This is a genomic window from Fannyhessea sp. (genome assembly GCF_986145555.1).
In genome coordinates this window covers 48,808-66,143 of sequence record NZ_CFRCNA010000003.1, presented here as the reverse complement: position 1 = coordinate 66,143, position 17,336 = coordinate 48,808, and the positions used below count along the sequence as shown (strand labels likewise).

Genomic DNA, 17,336 nt, shown 5'->3' with positions numbered 1-17,336 from the left:
TTTGTGAACAATTGTGAACAATTGTGAACAATTTTTATGCTGAAAAGAATCCAAGAGGCACGCTTATGTGTTACCTGTATCAAAAAGATCGAAAAAAATTACAAATTAAACCGCGCTAATCACACATGAAAAGGCTTTTACAAAAGTTTACTCATTACGTAAAATGGCAAAAATGAGAAAAGGTTAAAAAAGATTACAAAAAACTCCAAATATGGAGCGGCGGACGGGACTCGAACCCGCAACAATCAGCTTGGAAGGCTGATGCTCTACCAATTGAACTACCGCCGCAAAAAACTGGTCGGGGTGACTGGATTCGAACCAGCGACCCTCTGCTCCCAAAGCAGATGCGCTACCAAGCTGCGCTACACCCCGCAACCGCTTGACTAGTATAAAATAGATTGTTCTTTGAGGCAAGTATCTTTTTCGTGAGAAAATCATCCTTCAAAATTGGTACATCTTTTCACAACGCCTTGTTACGTCTTATAATAAAAAGGTCTGAATTATTCTTTATGTAAAAGGGTATATCAGCTTTAGTTTTACAACGTTAGTTTTATAAAATTATAGACTAACAATCAATTGATGGGAGATATATGAGCTGTTCAACCATGAATTATTCTCAAAAGGTTCTTACCGATCTCAAAAACCGCTACAGCACACAACCCGAGTTCATCCAAGCTGCAACCGAAATTCTTACGGGATTACAACCCGTTCTTGATAAACATCCCGAATATCAAGAGCAATCGCTGCTTGAACGCCTGGTAGAGCCTGAACGCATTATTATGTTTCGTGTTCCGTGGGTAGATGACAGCGGTAAGGTACAAGTTAACCGCGGGTATCGAGTCCAGTTTAACTCGGCAATAGGACCATACAAAGGTGGTCTGCGTTTTCATCCTTCGGTTAATTTGAGCATTCTTAAGTTTTTAGGTTTTGAGCAAACCTTTAAAAATAGTCTTACCACACTTCCTATGGGTGGTGGTAAAGGTGGCGCAGACTTCGATCCTAAAGGTAAGTCCGATGCCGAGGTCATGCGTTTTTGTCAATCCTTTATGTGCGAGCTCGTTAAACATGTAGGCCCAGATACCGATGTGCCAGCTGGTGATATTGGTGTTGGCGGCCGCGAAATTGGTTATTTGTTTGGCCAATATAAACGTCTTACTAACACGTGGTCAGGTGTGCTTACAGGAAAAGGTTTATCGTTTGGTGGATCGCTGGCGCGTACCGAAGCAACAGGTTATGGTGCCATTTATTTCCTTAACGAAATGCTTAACCACAAAAATACGCAACTTGCTGGTAAAACGGTAGCAATTTCGGGTGCTGGCAATGTTGCAACCTATGCCGTTGAGAAAGCAACGCAGCTTGGCGCGCATGTTATTACGGTTTCGGATTCTTCGGGCTATGTTATGGATCCGCAAGGTATTGATGTTGACTTGCTGAAAGACATAAAGCAGGTACGTCGCGCACGTATAAGTGAGTACGTTAAAGCTCGCCCCCATGCAAGCTATCATGCAGGCATGCGTCCTTGGGGAGAAACTTGTGATATTGCGCTTCCTTGTGCAACGCAAAACGAGCTGGGCTTAGACGATGCAAAACAGCTGGTAGCACATGGTACAAAGTTTGTTGTTGAAGGCGCAAATATGCCAACAACCTTGGAGGCAACAACTTACCTTATGCAAAATGGTGTATATTTTGCGCCAGGTAAAGCTGCAAACGCAGGTGGAGTTTCGGTTTCGGGCTTGGAAATGAGCCAAAACCACGAGCACCTTTCTTGGACGTTTGAGGAAGTTGACGCCAAATTACACGATATTATGCATGATATATTTGTAGCTGCAACTACAGCAGCTGCCGAAGTTGGCCAAGAAGACAATCTTGTGCAAGGTGCAAATATTGCCGGATTTAATAAAGTTGCCGCAGCTATGATGGCTCAAGGTATTTGCTAAGTTACATTCGCTTCGCATAAATTGGGCTCCTATGCGCTTGCGCGCTTCAATCAGGTAATAGTTACTATTTGTATGAAAGATATTCAAAGGTATGACGTTAGACGAGCGCATAAAACAAGGGAGATTGGGGGCACAGCCCCTCTGCGTTGCTGCAAAGGATTTTGTCTGTGGTGCCGTGCGTGTTGCGCCAGAATTAAAGTCATGGTTTCGTCCGTGGCGTTTTACGCATGAGCAATTTCGCGCGTTGGGCTCTTGTCGCGCATGGCACCCTGGTTTGTTTCGACAAATGGCACGTACATGTGCAGGCATTACCTTACAGTTTGAAACCGACTCGTCAGAAATCTTTGTTGAGCTGCGTTTGGATGAGGAACCATCAGGTACGCGAGCAATGCTCGACATTGCTAAGCGTATGCAACAAGTTCACAAATGTGATGAGATCATCTCAACGCAAAGTTCGCATGCTGTATATGATGGCGTATCTGTTGATATTGATGGACGCCATATTCCACCTGTGAATGTTGCTGACAATAGCTACATCAATCTATTACTTGAAGATCCGCAGGATATGCCACTTGTTGGGAGCGTGCAGCTTCCAGGCTTTGGTGGTGTACACAAAGTTTGTATCCACTTACCTGCGCTTCGTGGTTGTATTATTCGTTCGATATATGCAAACGGAACGTTCGTGCGCCCGGTTGAACACAAGCCGGAACTTTTAGTATTAGGCGATTCCATTTCGCAAGGTTTTATTACTGGTGATCCGGCACGTGTGTGGGTACATACATTTGCACAAACTCACAACTTAGAAGTTGTTAATCAGTCTATTGGTGGTCAGGTGTTTCAGCCGGGCTTACTCTACGGTTTATCTCAGTTTATAAATCCGCAGGTTATTATTGTTGAGTTGGGCGCCAACTATCGCTATGAGCCGTGTTTAGCGCGTTTGGTTCATAAAGATATTCACGCGTATTTTGTTGAGCTCACTCATGTATTTCCGCAGGTTCCGATCTTTGTGCTTTCGCCTGTGTGGCATACACCCGATATGTATCCTCCGCATAAGTTGAGCTGCTTTAATCAAGTTTCGTCCTGGATACAGGCACAGTGTAGGTGCTATGACAATCTGGTGTTTGTTGATGGTTTGCGCCTGCTTTCTCATAACAATACAATGATGGCCGATTATTATGGTCACCCCGGTGTGCATGGTTCTCGTGAGCTTTGTGAGCGCTTTTCTTTGGTGTATGCCTCGTATGAGCTGAGCCACACGCCTTACGCACAAGCGTCTGCGCGTTCGCGCGCCCTTACTCTGTTAGATGAAGTTTGTGCAGATACAACAAATAAAAAAGACCGTACGCACGTCGCGCATGGGGTTCTAGGCCTGCGCGAAGCGCTCAGGCGTGGCTTAGGTGTCTTAAAATATGTTGACGACGACTCCATTTTATTGGGTCTCTCTAATGGCTGCGATATGTTGTGGTCAAGTAACGCCCAGCGTGCATGCTTGCTTATGCAGGTGATTGGCTCTACACGAGCTGTCTGCTTAACAAATTATCATCTGTTAGAAGAGCTTTCTTCGCTTGATTCATATGAGAGTTCAAACGTTTATTATATTGGCGTGTATACCTCTTCAAAAAAGCGACGTATTAGTGCCCATCGCGTGATAAAACCTTTAGACGAAAGTTATCTTGATACCATTAAGAAAACGTATAGCTATGCCGATTCGTATACTGATGAGCAGTATATTCAACTTTTACGCCGTGGCTGTATTGTGGGCGCGTTTGATCATGATATGCTAGTTGGCTACATTGGCGAGCATGAATATGGTGCAATTGGTATGCTAGAAGTGTTTGAGCCCTTTAGACGAAAAGGTTGGGGAAAGGCGTTAGAATCGTACAAAATCAACCAATTTTTAGATCGTGGCGATATAGCTTGGCTTGAGATCAACCAGGGAAATACAGAAAGTATTGCGCTGCAAAGAAGCCTTGGCGTAGAAGTTTGCGATGATGCTTTGGAAGTTTGGATAGAATTAAAAGATCAAGACAGTAATAAGGAGTTCTATCGTGATACAAACAAACCCGTATGCACCTCATCTAACAGGTGAGCTTACCCGCGCTTGCGCTGATCAAATTAAGGATATGCACAAAAACCATCGTGTGAGTGCATATGCAACACCTGATACGGCGGTTATTCGTCGCGACGTTGATGAGGATCACGAAAGCATATTGCGGCCAGCTTTTGTTCGTGATGTTGAAAAAATCATTCATACTCCTGCATATAATCGTCTTGCAGGTAAAACGCAGGTTTTTTCGTTTCGCTCTAACGACGATTTAACGCGTCGCAATCTTCATGTGCAGCTGGTAGCCCGTGTTGCACGCGACATTGGACGTGCGCTTGGCCTTAACCTCGATTTAATTGAAGCAATTGGGTTGGGTCACGATATTGGTCACACCCCGTTTGGTCATATTGGAGAGCGTTATGTAAGCTCCATTTATCATGCATATACAGGCGGTTATTTCTTTCACAACGTACAAAGTGTTCGCTCGCTTGACACGCTTTACAAGCGCAATCTTTCTTTGCAGGTATTAGACGGTATTATTTGTCATAACGGAGAATTTGAGCAGCAGGTTATAAAAACCAGTGATCTTTCAACATTTGATGAGTATGACCACATGGTAGCGCGTGCATGGCACGAAGGCGAGGCATATATTAACACGCTTCGTCCGATGACGCTTGAAGGTTGTGTAGTGCGCCTGTGCGACATTATTGCTTATGTAGGAAAAGATCGCCAAGATGCTATTTTAGCTGGTCTTTGTGACGAGCATAGTTTTTCCGATGGTCTTGGCGGAACATATAACTCATGGGCGCTCAGTGCTTTTGTTGCCGATTGTGTTGAGCATAGTTTAGGAAAAGATCACATTGAGCTTTCTGATGAGGCGTTTTGTGAGCTTGCTCGCGCAAAAAAAGAAAACTATGACAAGATTTACATGACAGCCGAGGTTGACGGCAAATTTGGCCAACACATACAGCAACTGTTTCAACAGGTATTTGACCACGAATTGGACGCTGTTGAGCACAATGATACACACTCAATTATTTATCGTCACCATATTGAGCCTGTTTCGCAGCATCTTTCCCATTATGGATATGTGTATGCATGGCAAAAGAATCCTATACAAACGGTTACCGACTTTATTGCGTCGATGACAGATTCGTATTTTATAGATTTATGCAGGCATTTGTTGCCAGATTCGCAGGATATATTTCCCTCGTATCCTCGTTTTCACCGTTTTGAATACTAACAACTACCTTTACGGTTAGGGCTTAGGTTATGCAAACGCTTTTTGATTTAATGAACGATTCAAATAACTCATCGCAGAGCGCAACTTGCGCGCATAAACCAGCGGATGTGAGTGCATCTGCGTGCAAGCCACAGGTTATGTCTTGTAACGGCAATGCTCCACTTGCTGTGCGCATGCGACCGCGCACGCTTGATGAGTTTGTGGGTCAAAAAGCGTGTATCGGTAAAGATTCGTGGTTACGACTGGCAATTGAGCGCGATATTTTATCATCCATCATTTTATATGGGCCTCCTGGAACTGGTAAAACCACACTTGCTCAAATTATTGCTCATACAAGTTCGGCGCATTTTGTAGACTTGTCAGCGCTGCTTGCGCGCGTAAAGGACGTCCGCGAAGAGCTTGCACAAGCGCGCAGTCGCCTTCTCACCACAAATGTAAAAACAATTATGTTCATCGATGAGATACATCGTTTTTCTCGTTCGCAACAGGATAGTTTGCTTAAGGGCGTAGAAAATCGCGACGTTATTTTAATTGGTGCAACAACCGAAAATCCTTATTTTGAAGTGAATTCGGCACTTATCAGCAGAAGCAAAATTATTGAACTTACGCGCCTAAGCGATGATGACATTGCCTGCATTATTAAGCGCGCCCTGGTGGATTCGCGCGGTTTGAATAATTGTTTTACGCTTGATGCGCGTGCATTACAGGCTCTGATTTATATGGCGGCAGGAGATGCGCGCGCAGCGCTTACCTCGCTTGAACTTGCTTCTCAAGTAGCGCGCCCCAATGCATCAGATATTCATGCGCAAGACGGGTCAAAACCTATTCTTATTACGTTAGAGCACGTTAAGCTGGCTAATCCAGCGCGCGGCTTACCTTATGATAAGCAGCAGGATATGCACTACGATATTATTTCGGCATTTATTAAGTCGATGCGCGGCTCAGATCCTGATGCAGTGCTGTATTGGCTTGCACGCATGATTGACGCAGGCGAAGATCCTATTTTTATTGCGCGCCGTATTTTGATTTGCGCGTCAGAAGATATTGGCAATGCCGATGCTGGAGCAATTTGCGTGGCAGCTGCCGCTATGGACGCAGCTCGTACCATAGGTTACCCCGAATGTCGCATAAACCTTGCGCAGGCAGCTCTTTATTGTGCACTGGCGCCTAAATCTCACGCTGCTGAGGCAGGTATTGATGCGGCTCTTGCCGAGGTAAAAAAAGGCCCCTATCGAGAAGTGCCTTCATACCTGCGTGATCGTCACCGCGTGGGTTCACAAACCTACGGCGAGTATCTTTATCCTCATAATTATCCTGATGGTTGGGTGAAGCAAACATATTTGCCTGAAGGTTTGCACGAAGGGGCTTTTTATGCGCCGTCCGCGCGTGGGTGGGAAGCATGGAGAGATAACGAGCTTAAACGTATTAAAAAGAATGCGCGCGGCTCACGTGACAAATAATTGGTACAATAAACATAGTAAACATGCCAAATTTGATGTGGCTGTACCTTTGATCGAACGGATGCACTATGGATACAAATATACTGATTATAGTGGCGATATGCGTATGCGTGCTTGTCTTAGTACTTGCGCTTATCGAGGCAATTTTAACCCTTCGTCGTATGAGAAGTGATATAGGTCGCCTTGTTGATACTACGTGCGAAACGTGCGAGCAGGTTCAGCCTGTTGTTCAAAAGCTTGATGCTGCACTTGATGATTTGCATCCAACGATTGTTCAGCTTGAGCCACTTGCACTTAAATCAAGCCAAACGCTTGATACTATTAACCGCCAGCTTGAAGCAACCGAGGATATTCTCAGTGATGTTTCAAAAATTTCTGCGCAGGCTGCAGGCGTTTCAACTACGCTTGATCAAGCCGCAAAAACCGCGATATCAGGCATTGCAAAAGCAACGTCTTCGGTTGCAAGCAATTTTTTGCAGGGCTATACATCTGCAAAAAATGCCATCGAAAAAGGTCTTGCCTCGCCATCTGACGACGAAACGCCAGATCGTCCGCTGCTAACTCACCAAGAGCCGGCTTCTTCGTCGCATGCAACAACGTCATATATTTCTTACGCTGCAGTTTCAAAAGCTGATGAACAAGCCTCACACGAAAAGGACGTATCATCTACTTCTAACACGGCGTCTGATTCTACGAGCACGTCAGCTGCGCAAACGCAGGCTACCTTAGGTAATTCTGAAGCAGTTGCACTTGATGATATAGATGAACTTGCCAATTCACAAGCATCGCAGTCTTAAAGCTGTTAGATGAGTGCATTCAATTAAGTAAGGTTTTGAAACTATACGTCTACAACGAATATAAGTTGTTGTATGAAAAAAAGAAAGTAAGGGGAACTTTTCATGCCCACAACACAAGTTAACGTAACCGTACCCGCCTTGCCAGAGTTTGCGCGCAGTGTGCGCATGATGGCAGCTAATTTAGCAGTAGTTTGTCATATGAGCGTAGACGATGTAGAAGATGTTCGTATGGCAGCCGAAGAAGGTTTTGTATACACTTGCGCCACACGTCCGCAAACTTGTGACATTACCTTTACGCTTGAACCCCATTGCATGTCTATAGATTTTTGTCTAGGAACTGGTGATTTTAAGGAAGATACATCACAGCAAGACTTCGAACTGGTGAATTTAATGCTTAACGCAGTGTGCGATGCGTGCTACGAAACCGATGAACATACGCTACATTTGGAAAAGTCATTTGGTGGTGTCCATGTCGAATAATGAGCAATCACCGTCGGCTTCCTCACGTCTGCGTACGCAACTTCCTCTAAAAAAATCTAAGCGCAGCATACGAGACAAGCAAAAAACAAAAGAACTTTTTAAGCGATACAAAGAAACAGGCGACGAACAAGCACGTGAACAGCTTGTTTTAGCACATCTGAATCTTGCGCGTTTTTTGGCTTCAAAGTTTAAGAATCGCGGCGAGTCATTGGACGATTTGGTCCAAGTTGCTACGATTGGTCTTATTAAAGCTATAGATAGGTTTGATATAAGTCGCGGTTTGGAATTTACCACTTTTGCAACACCAACTATCATGGGGGAGATCAAGCGTCATTTTCGTGATAAGGGGTGGTCGGTTCGTGTGCCGCGTCGTTTGCAAGAGCTTTCGGCAAAAGTCACTCAAGTAAGCGATAAACTTACCGAAAAACTCCAGCGTAGTCCTTCAGTCGATGAGATCGCGCAAGCCTTGGGTGTAAGTGTTGATGAAGTTCTTGAAGCTATGGAATCGGCTCATGCATACACTTCGGTTTCTTTGGATGTTCCTCAAGGTGACGATGATGATGGTACACAATCGAGTACCGTTATTGATAAATATGCTTTGGTTGATGAAGACCTTGAATCATCTGATGATCGTATTGTTTTGGAGCAGGCAATTAAAGACTTTTCAGAACGTGAACAACAGATTATTCGTATGCGCTTTTTGGAAGGCTTTACGCAGGTTGAGATTGCGCAGAAGTTGCAGATTTCTCAAGTTCAGGTATCGCGTCTCTTGCGTAAAACGCTGCAAAAGTTTCAAGAAAAGCTTGATCCAAATCATGTGATGGAGCATGCAGATTCGCAGAGTAGTTAAGTGTTTGGCACGCGCTTGCGCTTTTGATACAAGATCTCATATACCATATGAATATTGTTATTTTGTATAAGAAGTTTGCTAAAACGGTAGACGTTTTAAAAAGAGCCTGCCTTAAATGCAATATCAACGTATCATACATAGAGTGTATGTTTATAGCAAGTAATAAAAACTCGTACCTCGGTACGTTTATAGCAAACGTTACTAGTAACCAAGGAGAATTATGGCAACCGGCGAATATAAAACAATGACAACAGCAGAAATCCGCGAAGACTTTTTGTCATTTTTTGAGTCAAAAGGTTGTAAGCGTTATGAATCATCTTCTCTTATCCCTGAAGATCCTTCGCTTTTATTGGCAAACGCCGGTATGAATCAGTTTAAGGAATACTACCAAGGCACTAAGACCATGCGCGAAATTGGTGCTACATCGTGCCAAAAATGTCTTCGTACCAACGATATCGAAAATATTGGAGACGCGCGCCATCTTTCATTTTTTGAAATGCTTGGTAACTTTTCGTTTGGTGGATATACCAAAGCGCAGGCAATAGCTTGGGCATGGGAGTTTATTACCTCGCCTGCTCATTTAGGATTGCCGCAAGATCGTTTGTATGTAACAGTATTCACCGATGATGATGAAGCGTGTGAGTTGTGGCAACAACAAGGCGTTGCACTTGACCACATTTCGCGCTTGGGCGAAGAGGACAACTTCTGGGCAGCAGGCCCTACAGGTCCATGTGGTCCGTGTTCAGAGATCTATTTTGATCAAGGTCCAAGCTTTGAAGGCGAAAAGCCTGGTGACGATGGTGATCGTTACCTTGAATTTTGGAATTTGGTCTTTACTCAGTTTGATCGCCAAGAAGACGGTTCTATGCCCGAGCTTCCACACCGCAACATTGATACGGGTATGGGTCTTGAACGTATGGCAGCCATTATGCAGCACGAAGGCTCAAATTATGAGGGAGATGTATTGCGCAGCCTTATAGGCGTTGGCGAGGAGCTTTCTCATAAAACGTATCACACTTCTGAACGCGTTGATACATCACTGCGTATTTTAGCCGATCATGCTCGTGCAGTAACCTTTATGATTGGTGACGGTATTTTGCCTGGTAACGAAGGCAGGGGCTACGTGCTTCGTCGTTTGTTACGACGTGCAATTTACCATGGACGCCTTATGGGAATTGAAGGTTCATTCCTTACCAAGTATTCCGCCGAAGTTATGCGTCTTATGGCACAAGTATATCCTCAACTCTTGCAAAATAAGGCGCTTATTGAAGGCATTATTTCTGCCGAAGAGCAGCGCTTTACTGCAACACTTGATGCTGGTGAGCAAGCGCTCAAAGATGAACTTGCGCATTTGGACGCAGGAAGTGTATTACCGGGTGAAGTTGCATTTAAGCTTCATGACACCTACGGTTTTCCTATCGACTTAACGCGCGAAATTGCACTTGGGCTCGGCCACGATGTTGATATGGATACTTTTGAAAAGCTGATGGAAGACCAACGCAGCCGCGCTCGTGCTCAGGCAACACGCGACGCATGGGGAACATCTAACAGCGTGTGGGCAAAGCTTTCTGACTCACACGAAATGACTACCTTTGTTGGATATGATCACAATACACTTGACGGAGCTCATGTAGTTGCGCTGGTAGTTGACGGTGCATCTGTAGATAAGGTACAAGCAAACACACGCGTAGAAGTTGTTTTGGACGCCACACCGTTTTATGGTGAACGTGGAGGTCAGGTAGGAGATACCGGGTATCTTTCTAATGAGCGCGTTAAGCTTCGTGTTGAAAATACGCTTCACCGCGAAGGTGAGCTTCTCTCGCATGAGTGCGTGCTTGAAGAAGGCACGCTTGCAGTGGGAGATACGCTTAATTGCGCTATTGACGTGCATCGTCGCGAGTGTATTCGCCGCAATCATACCGCAACGCACCTTTTGGATGCAGCACTTATTAAAGTATTGGGTGACCACGTAAGCCAAGCAGGCTCATTGGTTGCTCCCGATCGTCTGCGTTTTGACTTCACGCATTTTGAAGCACTCACGCCTGCACAAATTGCTCAGGTAGAGCAGCTGGTAAATGACGAAATATTTGCGGCGGAGCCTATGGTAACTCGCATTATGTCACGCGAAGAGGCAAAAAATTCGGGTGCCATTCAACTGTTTGAAGATATGTATGGCGACGATGTCCGCGTGGTTTCTACGGGCACGTCTGATCATCCATATTCTCGCGAGCTTTGTGGTGGTACTCATGCACGTAATACGGCTGATATTGGCTGCTTTAAGATTATCTCCGAAACTTCAGTAGGTTCTAATGTTCGTCGTCTTGAGGCACTTACCTCTCTTGGCTATATTGACTACATGAAAACGCGTGAAGATGAGCTTTCGCAAATTGCGTGCCTGCTTAAATGTCGTCCACAAGATGTTGTAAGTCGTGTGGAAGCACTTAAAGACGAAAAGAATGCGTTTGCGAAAAAAGTTAAGGAAGCGCTTACGGGTTCGTCTTCGCAAAAGGTTTCTTCTGCGCTCGAAAACGCGCTTGACTTAGGTGATTATAAGGTTGTTCTTGCTCACCTTGACGGCGTAAGCGGAAAAGACTTACGAAGTGTGTGGGATGGTATTCATCAGCGCTTAGGCGAGAAAAGCGCGTGTGTCCTTCTTTCTGCAACTGCAGATAAAGTTCAGCTTTTAGCAGCAGCAACTCAAGCGGCTGTAGACGCTGGATTTAACGCTGGAGCCCTTATCAAAAACATCGCACCTTGTGTTGATGGACGCGGTGGCGGTCGTCCTGTAATGGCCCAAGCTGGAGGAAACCGCGTTGAAGGTATTAACGACGCACTTGCTTTGGCAAAGCAACTGCTTACAACCAAGTAATTTCTATGAGAGTTTTAGCGCTTGATATCGGAGAGGTTCGTGTAGGCATTGCGGTAAGCGATGCCTCGGAAACGCTTGCTATGCCGGTGAAGGTTTTGCCCTTTCAAGAGGTATATACGCACGCGCGCACGTTTCGTCGTGTGTTGGAAGACTATGAACCCGATCTTTTGGTCTGCGGTCTTCCTCGAACGCTTGCAGGCGAAGTGGGCGCGCAGGCTCAAAAACTTATGGAACAGGCACAAACAATTGCGCGTGCTTGCAATTTGGACGTGACGTTTGTTGATGAACGTCTGTCTTCTGCACAGGCAAAGCGTATTTTGCGCGAACAAGGTTATAGCGAAAAACAAATGAGGGGGCATATTGATATGATTGCCGCCTCTCTTTTTTTACAAGCATGGCTGGACGAGAGGCGGGGACGCTCATGCCACTAGATTCTTTTGGATCTTCTTCAAAACATTTTGCAAAACATGTACATCCTTCTTCTGCAGGAAACGATGCAACTCCAAGTGCTCAAAAGCATAATTCACAAGGTGGGGCGCACAAAACAGCGAGTGCATCTGCAACTGGATTTACTCCACATGTAAAGCGTGTGCGCAATCATACCAGGCTCAAATCCACGCATTCATCTCGCGGGTTATCTGCAAAAAGGCCTGAAAACAGGCGGGTTAAACCCTACGTTATGGCAGCTCTTGCCGTGGTTGCGCTTCTTGTTGTAATTGCCACGGTTATGGCATACCTTAATTCTCGCTCACAAGATACTGCGCAGACCTCAAGCATAACGGCAGGTGAACACATAAAGGTAACTATCCCTTCAGGCGCCAATGCTGCTCGCATTGCACAGCTTTTGGTGCAAGAACGTGTAATTTCAGATGGTAAAGCGTTTTTGTCGGCAATTCAAAAACAAGACGTTGCTTCAAAAATTAAAAGTGGAACATACGATCTGGTAGCAGGAAGTGATTATCAGCAGCTTATAGATCGACTCATTCAAGGGCCAAATTCGTCGGAAAATGCCTTGGTTGTTCCCGAAGGATTTACCGTAGATAAACTAGCCGATTTAGTAAGTCAGCAATTTGGTATTTCGCGTGACGATTTTCTCGCGCAAGCAAAAGCCTCTAACTACGTGGACGAATTTCCATTTTTAAAAGATGCGCAAAATGATTCGCTCGAAGGATTTTTGTGGCCTAAAACCTATGATTTTTCCTCGACTACGCCTACAAGTGACGCCATTATTAAACTGATGCTTGCCCAATATAAAACCGAAACCGCAAATCTTGACTTTGAGGGCGCTCAGCAAAATATCAAACAGCAGTACGGTATTACTATGAGCCGCTATGATTTTATTAAGCTCGCGTCAATTATCGAAAAAGAAGCTCTGATAGATGAGGATAGGCCACTTATTGCCTCGGTTATGTTTAATCGTCTCAAAGCCGATATGCCGTTGCAATCGGACGCAACTATGGGATATGTAACCAAGGGCAAGGTCACGCCTCAAGATTTGAAGTCGGATAGTCCATATAACACGCAGTACAAAAAAGGATTTCCGCCCACTCCAATATGCTCTCCTGGAATTGCGTCTCTTTCTGCGGCGATGCTGCCTGCAACAACGGATAATTATTATTTTTGGATTACCAAAGACGAACATAAGTTCTCAAAGACCTATGATGAACATTTGCAGGCAATAAAAGAGGCAAAGGAGAAGTAAGTGAGCCTGTTTATCCCGGATGATTATTATAAACGTGTTGATTGCATTCCCTTTGAGTATCTGCTTGAGCATGATGTTCGCTGTATATTAATAGATCGAGATAACACCTGCGTTCCTCGTACAACTAAACGTGTTCCCCCCGAAATTTTAGCGTGGTTTAATCATGTACAGCACGAACTGCATATCCCTATCTATGTTGTTTCTAATAATGTACATGTCCGTCAGGTGCAAAAATCGGCTCGCGAACTTGGATGCGAGGCACTCTCGCATGCGATGAAGCCCTCGCCGCGTGTGCTTACAGCGCTTTTGCGTAAGCTTAATATAAAGCCGCAGAATGCGCTTATGATTGGCGATCAGATTTTTACTGATATCGTTGCTGGTAAATTAGCTCAAACTCAAAGTATTTTAGTTAGACCTCAGTCCAGACGGGATTTATGGTATACCTATTTTTTACGTGTACTTGAATTTTTTATCGTAAGAAATAAGAACTTCAAAGGATAAAGTTATGGCAACACAAACAACATCAGAAACAACGCCCCAAGCAGCACAAGAAACGGCACAAGAAGCAGCACCCCAAACAGCACCCCAAACACAAGAGCAAACTTCAACGCCCAAAGACGCCAGCGAGCAGCCCCAGCCGCTTATTCGTCAATGGATTGCTCTTAAAGATGGTTCTTGTGATGTGCGTTATGGCCAGCATGCAATAGATCAACTTGGTGCAATTTTGCGTACTGCAGTTGGTGTGCCATATAAACTTGCGCTTGTTCGTGATTCTTGCGTCTCTGATGAAGTGTTTGAAGAGATACAACGCAACCTTACCTCGCAAGGCTTTAGAGTTACGTGTGTGCAGCTTCAAGACGCAGATGAGCCTTCTTTGTCGTTGGTTGAAACGCTTTGCACGTCGTTTTTAGATATGGGCTTAACTTCTGATGATTATATCTGCGTTGTGGGAGATGTAACACTTATTGCGCTTGTGGGAGCAGCCGCGCGCGTGTGGTGTCAGGGAACGCCTGTATGTGCAGTACCGCTTTCGTTCCACGCCCTTATTGACGCTGCTACCTTACCCCAGATGCTTACCCTTAACAAGGTTCCTGCAATGCTTTCGCTGTCGGCTCACTATGATCAGGTTGTGTGTGATACTTCACTCATTCATTTTGATTTGCATGACCAAGACGCTCAATATACGCGCTTGATGATGATTGCAACGTGTATGGCCGAATCATCGCAGGCTTTTTCTAAGCTGTGGGATGCATCGTATGACCTTATGGATACAAACTTTGAAACGTTTTCTGCACAGTTGCTTGAAACGCTTAAAATTCGCGGACGTATTATTTCTTCGTCTGCACTTGCGGTGCGTAATGCAGCAAGTTATGGGGTAAGTTTTGCACGTGCGTTGCAAAAGGTAAGTCATGCCACGTATACGGCGTGTTTTGCCGAGTCGCTGCGTTTTTGTGCGCGTCTTGCATGTGCACTGGAGCATTTAGAAATCGACGATGTACTTGCGCAGGACGAGCTTTTAGATCGTTTTGAGTGTGGATCGGTGTGCGAAGATATTGATCCTCAACAACTATTTTGTGCACTCAAAGACGAATTGTTTTTACGCTCGCATAAAGCACAGCTACCTTTGCCACAAGCGTTGGGCCGCGTGCGTATGACCTCGGTAACCGATGAGCTTTTGCACGAGCATATTGACGCATGGTGCATGGCTCATAAAGAGTAAAGCCGTGGGAATGAGAAATCTTTTGTTGTGTGTGTCGTGATAAACTGCTTTGTATACACTATTAACTGTGATAGAGGCGATAGTATGAAACATAGTAAGAAAAAATCAAGTTCACTTTTACCTGCCATGTTAAGTGCAGGTGTATGCGTAGTTTCATTGGGGGGGGGTATAGTAACTAGTATACCTACGGTTGCGTATGCAAATAGTGTAAATACCCAGTCTACGCTGCCAGCAAATAGCAATGATACTAATCGTGGTGCTCGTAGTCAGGTTCAATCCAATCACGCAGCCAACACCGCTTCAAATAACGAAAAAACAGCCACATCTAATAATGCTACTCGTGCAGCATCCAGCGATTCCGCGCCAACTCAAACTGGCACTAATTCTGATTCGGTTTGGTCGCGCGAAGACTTTAACATTTCCGACGATGGTAAAACTATTGGTGGCAGGAAAAATGTTTATCATCCAGAGACAAATCAAACGGTAAATGAATATGTAGACGGCCTAAGTGCTAAAGGCAAGGAAAAGCTTAAGAAAAATCATCACATTGTTATTCCTGAAGGTATCGAAGTTATTCATGAATGCGCTTTTACTGGACATGCAAAACAAGTTGGAAATAAGCATGAACATATTGACGGCGAAACCTATATTGAAGGCGTAACGCTTCCACAATCACTGAGGATAATAGAATATGGTGCGTTCGGTTGGAATAAAATTAAGGGAACTGTTACTATTCCGAAAAATGTCATTTCAATACATAATGGAGCTTTTATAGCTAATGAAATTGAAAAAGTAGTGTTTGAAGGCGTGCTTGATGGTAAGGGCAAAGAGCACGATACAGATGCTGACCCGTATTATCTTGCTGGAATTGGTAGTGTTGCCTTTCAAGGGAACAAAATTTCTGAAATCGTCGTAAAAAGTAATTTAGGACAGTATAAATTATACCCATCTAATAATCCACAAAAAAGCGATTCTGTATTCGATAACCAGAATCCAGGACCTTTCACTATTGAAGTTGGACAGGAATACAAGCGACCTATTAAATTTACGCAAGAAAGTGCGGGTCACACAATCAGTGTTATGGAGGGCTTTGCTGAGAATGGAACTCCTACACTTATTGCTCAATCTTCGTACTTTAAGAAAAACGCTGATGGCAAATATATAGCAGTAAAAACTGGAACGCTTGACGGTCAGTGTATGTTTTACGATACGATTAATGGGCAGTTTAGGATAATTGGCATTTCGCACTTTACCTACAAAATCGTTCCCAAACCTAAGATTTATACCGTAACATTTGTGAATGAAGCCAATCAAAACTATGCAAAGGTGCAGGTAAAAGAGAATAAATCCATAAACGACAAGAGTGTTTTGAATCAGGTTATGCCGGCTAATCCTTCTAAGGTGGGTTATACATTTAGAGGTTGGAGCACGGACAAAACTGGTAAAGATAAAACCAAGGAATTTAGTGCTGGCACACCAGTAACAGGCGACATAACAGTTTATGCTATGTATACACCTGCACCAGCGGTACTTAATGCTGCTCCGTCGCTTATCGTGCGGGATAAAACCATTACCGAGGGAGATCCTCTTGATCTAAGGTCTCTTATTGTGTCCGCAAGTGATGCAGAAGATGGTGATCTTAAAGACAAGGTAGTCATTACCGATCAAGATGGATATTCCAACACTAAGCCCGGCAGCTATAAGATTGTATTTCAGGTAACTGATAAGGGCAATGCACGCGTTTCAAAAACAGCTACCGTAACCGTTAATAAAAAACCAGCACCAGTACCTACTCCTCCTACACCTCAGCCAAATTCTCAACCTGGTTTGCAACATCAGAGTAAACATGCACCTCAACATTTCCTTCCCAAAACAGGCGATGTAAGTTCTTTAGGTATGTTGGCTGCTGTATTGGGTGCGTCCTGTGCAATTTTGGGCACATTAGGCAAAAAGTTGATTCAAAAGCATAAATAATTTTGCGTGCATGCAGTTAATGCTGTAATAAGAAGAACGGCTTTGGTGCTAAAGCCAGAGCCGCTTGCTTTTGTTTTTAAGCATGATTTCTTGAGTGGATAATGAATCTAAAACTAATGATAAAAAATCAGGTGACGCATAAATGCATCACCTGCAAAACTTTCGTTTTCAATCCTTAAACCTATTCTGTGTTTATTACTGTATTTTGTCAATGACTTTCTTACAAAAGCTATACATTTGATTAATACTGAGGTTGTTTT

13 protein-coding genes and 2 tRNA genes are annotated in these 17,336 nt (G+C 44.2%); 13 read left to right on the top strand and 2 right to left on the bottom strand.

All coding sequences use genetic code 11. The features are described 5' to 3' along the window. Positions 1–212: 212 nt before the first annotated feature. Both AC5GD6_RS01290 and AC5GD6_RS01285 read right to left on the bottom strand, forming a co-directional pair. Positions 213–288, bottom strand: a tRNA-Gly gene (locus tag AC5GD6_RS01290). Positions 289–295: 7 nt separating this feature from the next. Continuing rightward, a tRNA-Pro gene (locus AC5GD6_RS01285) sits at positions 296–372 on the bottom strand. A 233-nt stretch (positions 373–605) separates the two neighbouring features. On the opposite strand from AC5GD6_RS01285, the gene gdhA reads away from it, so the two are divergent. The 13 genes from gdhA (at position 606) to AC5GD6_RS01220 (ending at position 17,076) form a co-directional block, all read left to right on the top strand. Beyond that, complete coding sequence (gene gdhA / locus AC5GD6_RS01280) at positions 606–1,937, top strand: NADP-specific glutamate dehydrogenase (RefSeq protein WP_311444520.1); 1,332 nt, start codon at positions 606–608, stop codon at positions 1,935–1,937. A gap of 91 nt (positions 1,938–2,028) precedes the next feature. Further along, entirely contained in the window at positions 2,029–4,026 is a 1,998-nt protein-coding gene (locus tag AC5GD6_RS01275; protein ID WP_491846069.1) for a GNAT family N-acetyltransferase, read from the top strand. Continuing rightward, on the top strand, positions 3,986–5,224 hold the full coding sequence (locus tag AC5GD6_RS01270) for a deoxyguanosinetriphosphate triphosphohydrolase family protein (protein ID WP_491846068.1): 1,239 nt from the start codon (positions 3,986–3,988) through the stop codon (positions 5,222–5,224). The genes AC5GD6_RS01275 and AC5GD6_RS01270 overlap by 41 nt, the downstream gene beginning before the upstream one ends. A 29-nt stretch (positions 5,225–5,253) precedes the next feature. Then, the gene (locus AC5GD6_RS01265) at positions 5,254–6,684 is read left to right on the top strand and encodes a replication-associated recombination protein A (RefSeq protein ID WP_491846067.1); all 1,431 of its coding nucleotides are present in this window, start codon (positions 5,254–5,256) and stop codon (positions 6,682–6,684) included. Between the two features lie 68 nt (positions 6,685–6,752). Then, positions 6,753–7,481, top strand: a complete 729-nt coding sequence (locus AC5GD6_RS01260; RefSeq protein ID WP_303871313.1) for a hypothetical protein — start codon at positions 6,753–6,755, stop codon at positions 7,479–7,481. A 102-nt stretch (positions 7,482–7,583) separates the two neighbouring features. Continuing rightward, positions 7,584–7,961, top strand: coding sequence for a hypothetical protein (locus AC5GD6_RS01255; RefSeq protein WP_303871315.1), 378 nt, complete (start codon positions 7,584–7,586; stop codon positions 7,959–7,961). Next, complete coding sequence (locus tag AC5GD6_RS01250; RefSeq protein WP_491846066.1) at positions 7,951–8,811, top strand: SigB/SigF/SigG family RNA polymerase sigma factor; 861 nt, start codon at positions 7,951–7,953, stop codon at positions 8,809–8,811. The genes AC5GD6_RS01255 and AC5GD6_RS01250 overlap by 11 nt, the downstream gene beginning before the upstream one ends. A 220-nt stretch (positions 8,812–9,031) precedes the next feature. After that, a complete protein-coding gene (gene alaS / locus AC5GD6_RS01245) occupies positions 9,032–11,680 on the top strand; it encodes an alanine--tRNA ligase (RefSeq protein WP_491846065.1) in 2,649 nt (882 codons plus the stop codon). Between the two features lie 5 nt (positions 11,681–11,685). After that, positions 11,686–12,111 carry a Holliday junction resolvase RuvX gene (gene ruvX, locus AC5GD6_RS01240; RefSeq protein WP_311431082.1) on the top strand — a complete coding sequence of 142 codons (426 nt, stop codon included), beginning with the start codon at positions 11,686–11,688 and terminating at the stop codon, positions 12,109–12,111. Further along, the gene (mltG, locus tag AC5GD6_RS01235; RefSeq protein WP_491846064.1) at positions 12,102–13,382 is read left to right on the top strand and encodes an endolytic transglycosylase MltG; all 1,281 of its coding nucleotides are present in this window, start codon (positions 12,102–12,104) and stop codon (positions 13,380–13,382) included. Before ruvX ends, mltG begins: the two co-directional genes overlap by 10 nt. Further along, positions 13,383–13,883, top strand: a complete 501-nt coding sequence (locus tag AC5GD6_RS01230) for a YqeG family HAD IIIA-type phosphatase (protein ID WP_491846063.1) — start codon at positions 13,383–13,385, stop codon at positions 13,881–13,883. Positions 13,884–13,887: 4 nt separating this feature from the next. Next, complete coding sequence (locus AC5GD6_RS01225; RefSeq protein ID WP_491846062.1) at positions 13,888–15,102, top strand: 3-dehydroquinate synthase; 1,215 nt, start codon at positions 13,888–13,890, stop codon at positions 15,100–15,102. 84 nt (positions 15,103–15,186) lie between these two features. Next, positions 15,187–17,076, top strand: coding sequence for an InlB B-repeat-containing protein (locus AC5GD6_RS01220; protein ID WP_491846061.1), 1,890 nt, complete (start codon positions 15,187–15,189; stop codon positions 17,074–17,076). Positions 17,077–17,336 lie beyond the last annotated feature (260 nt).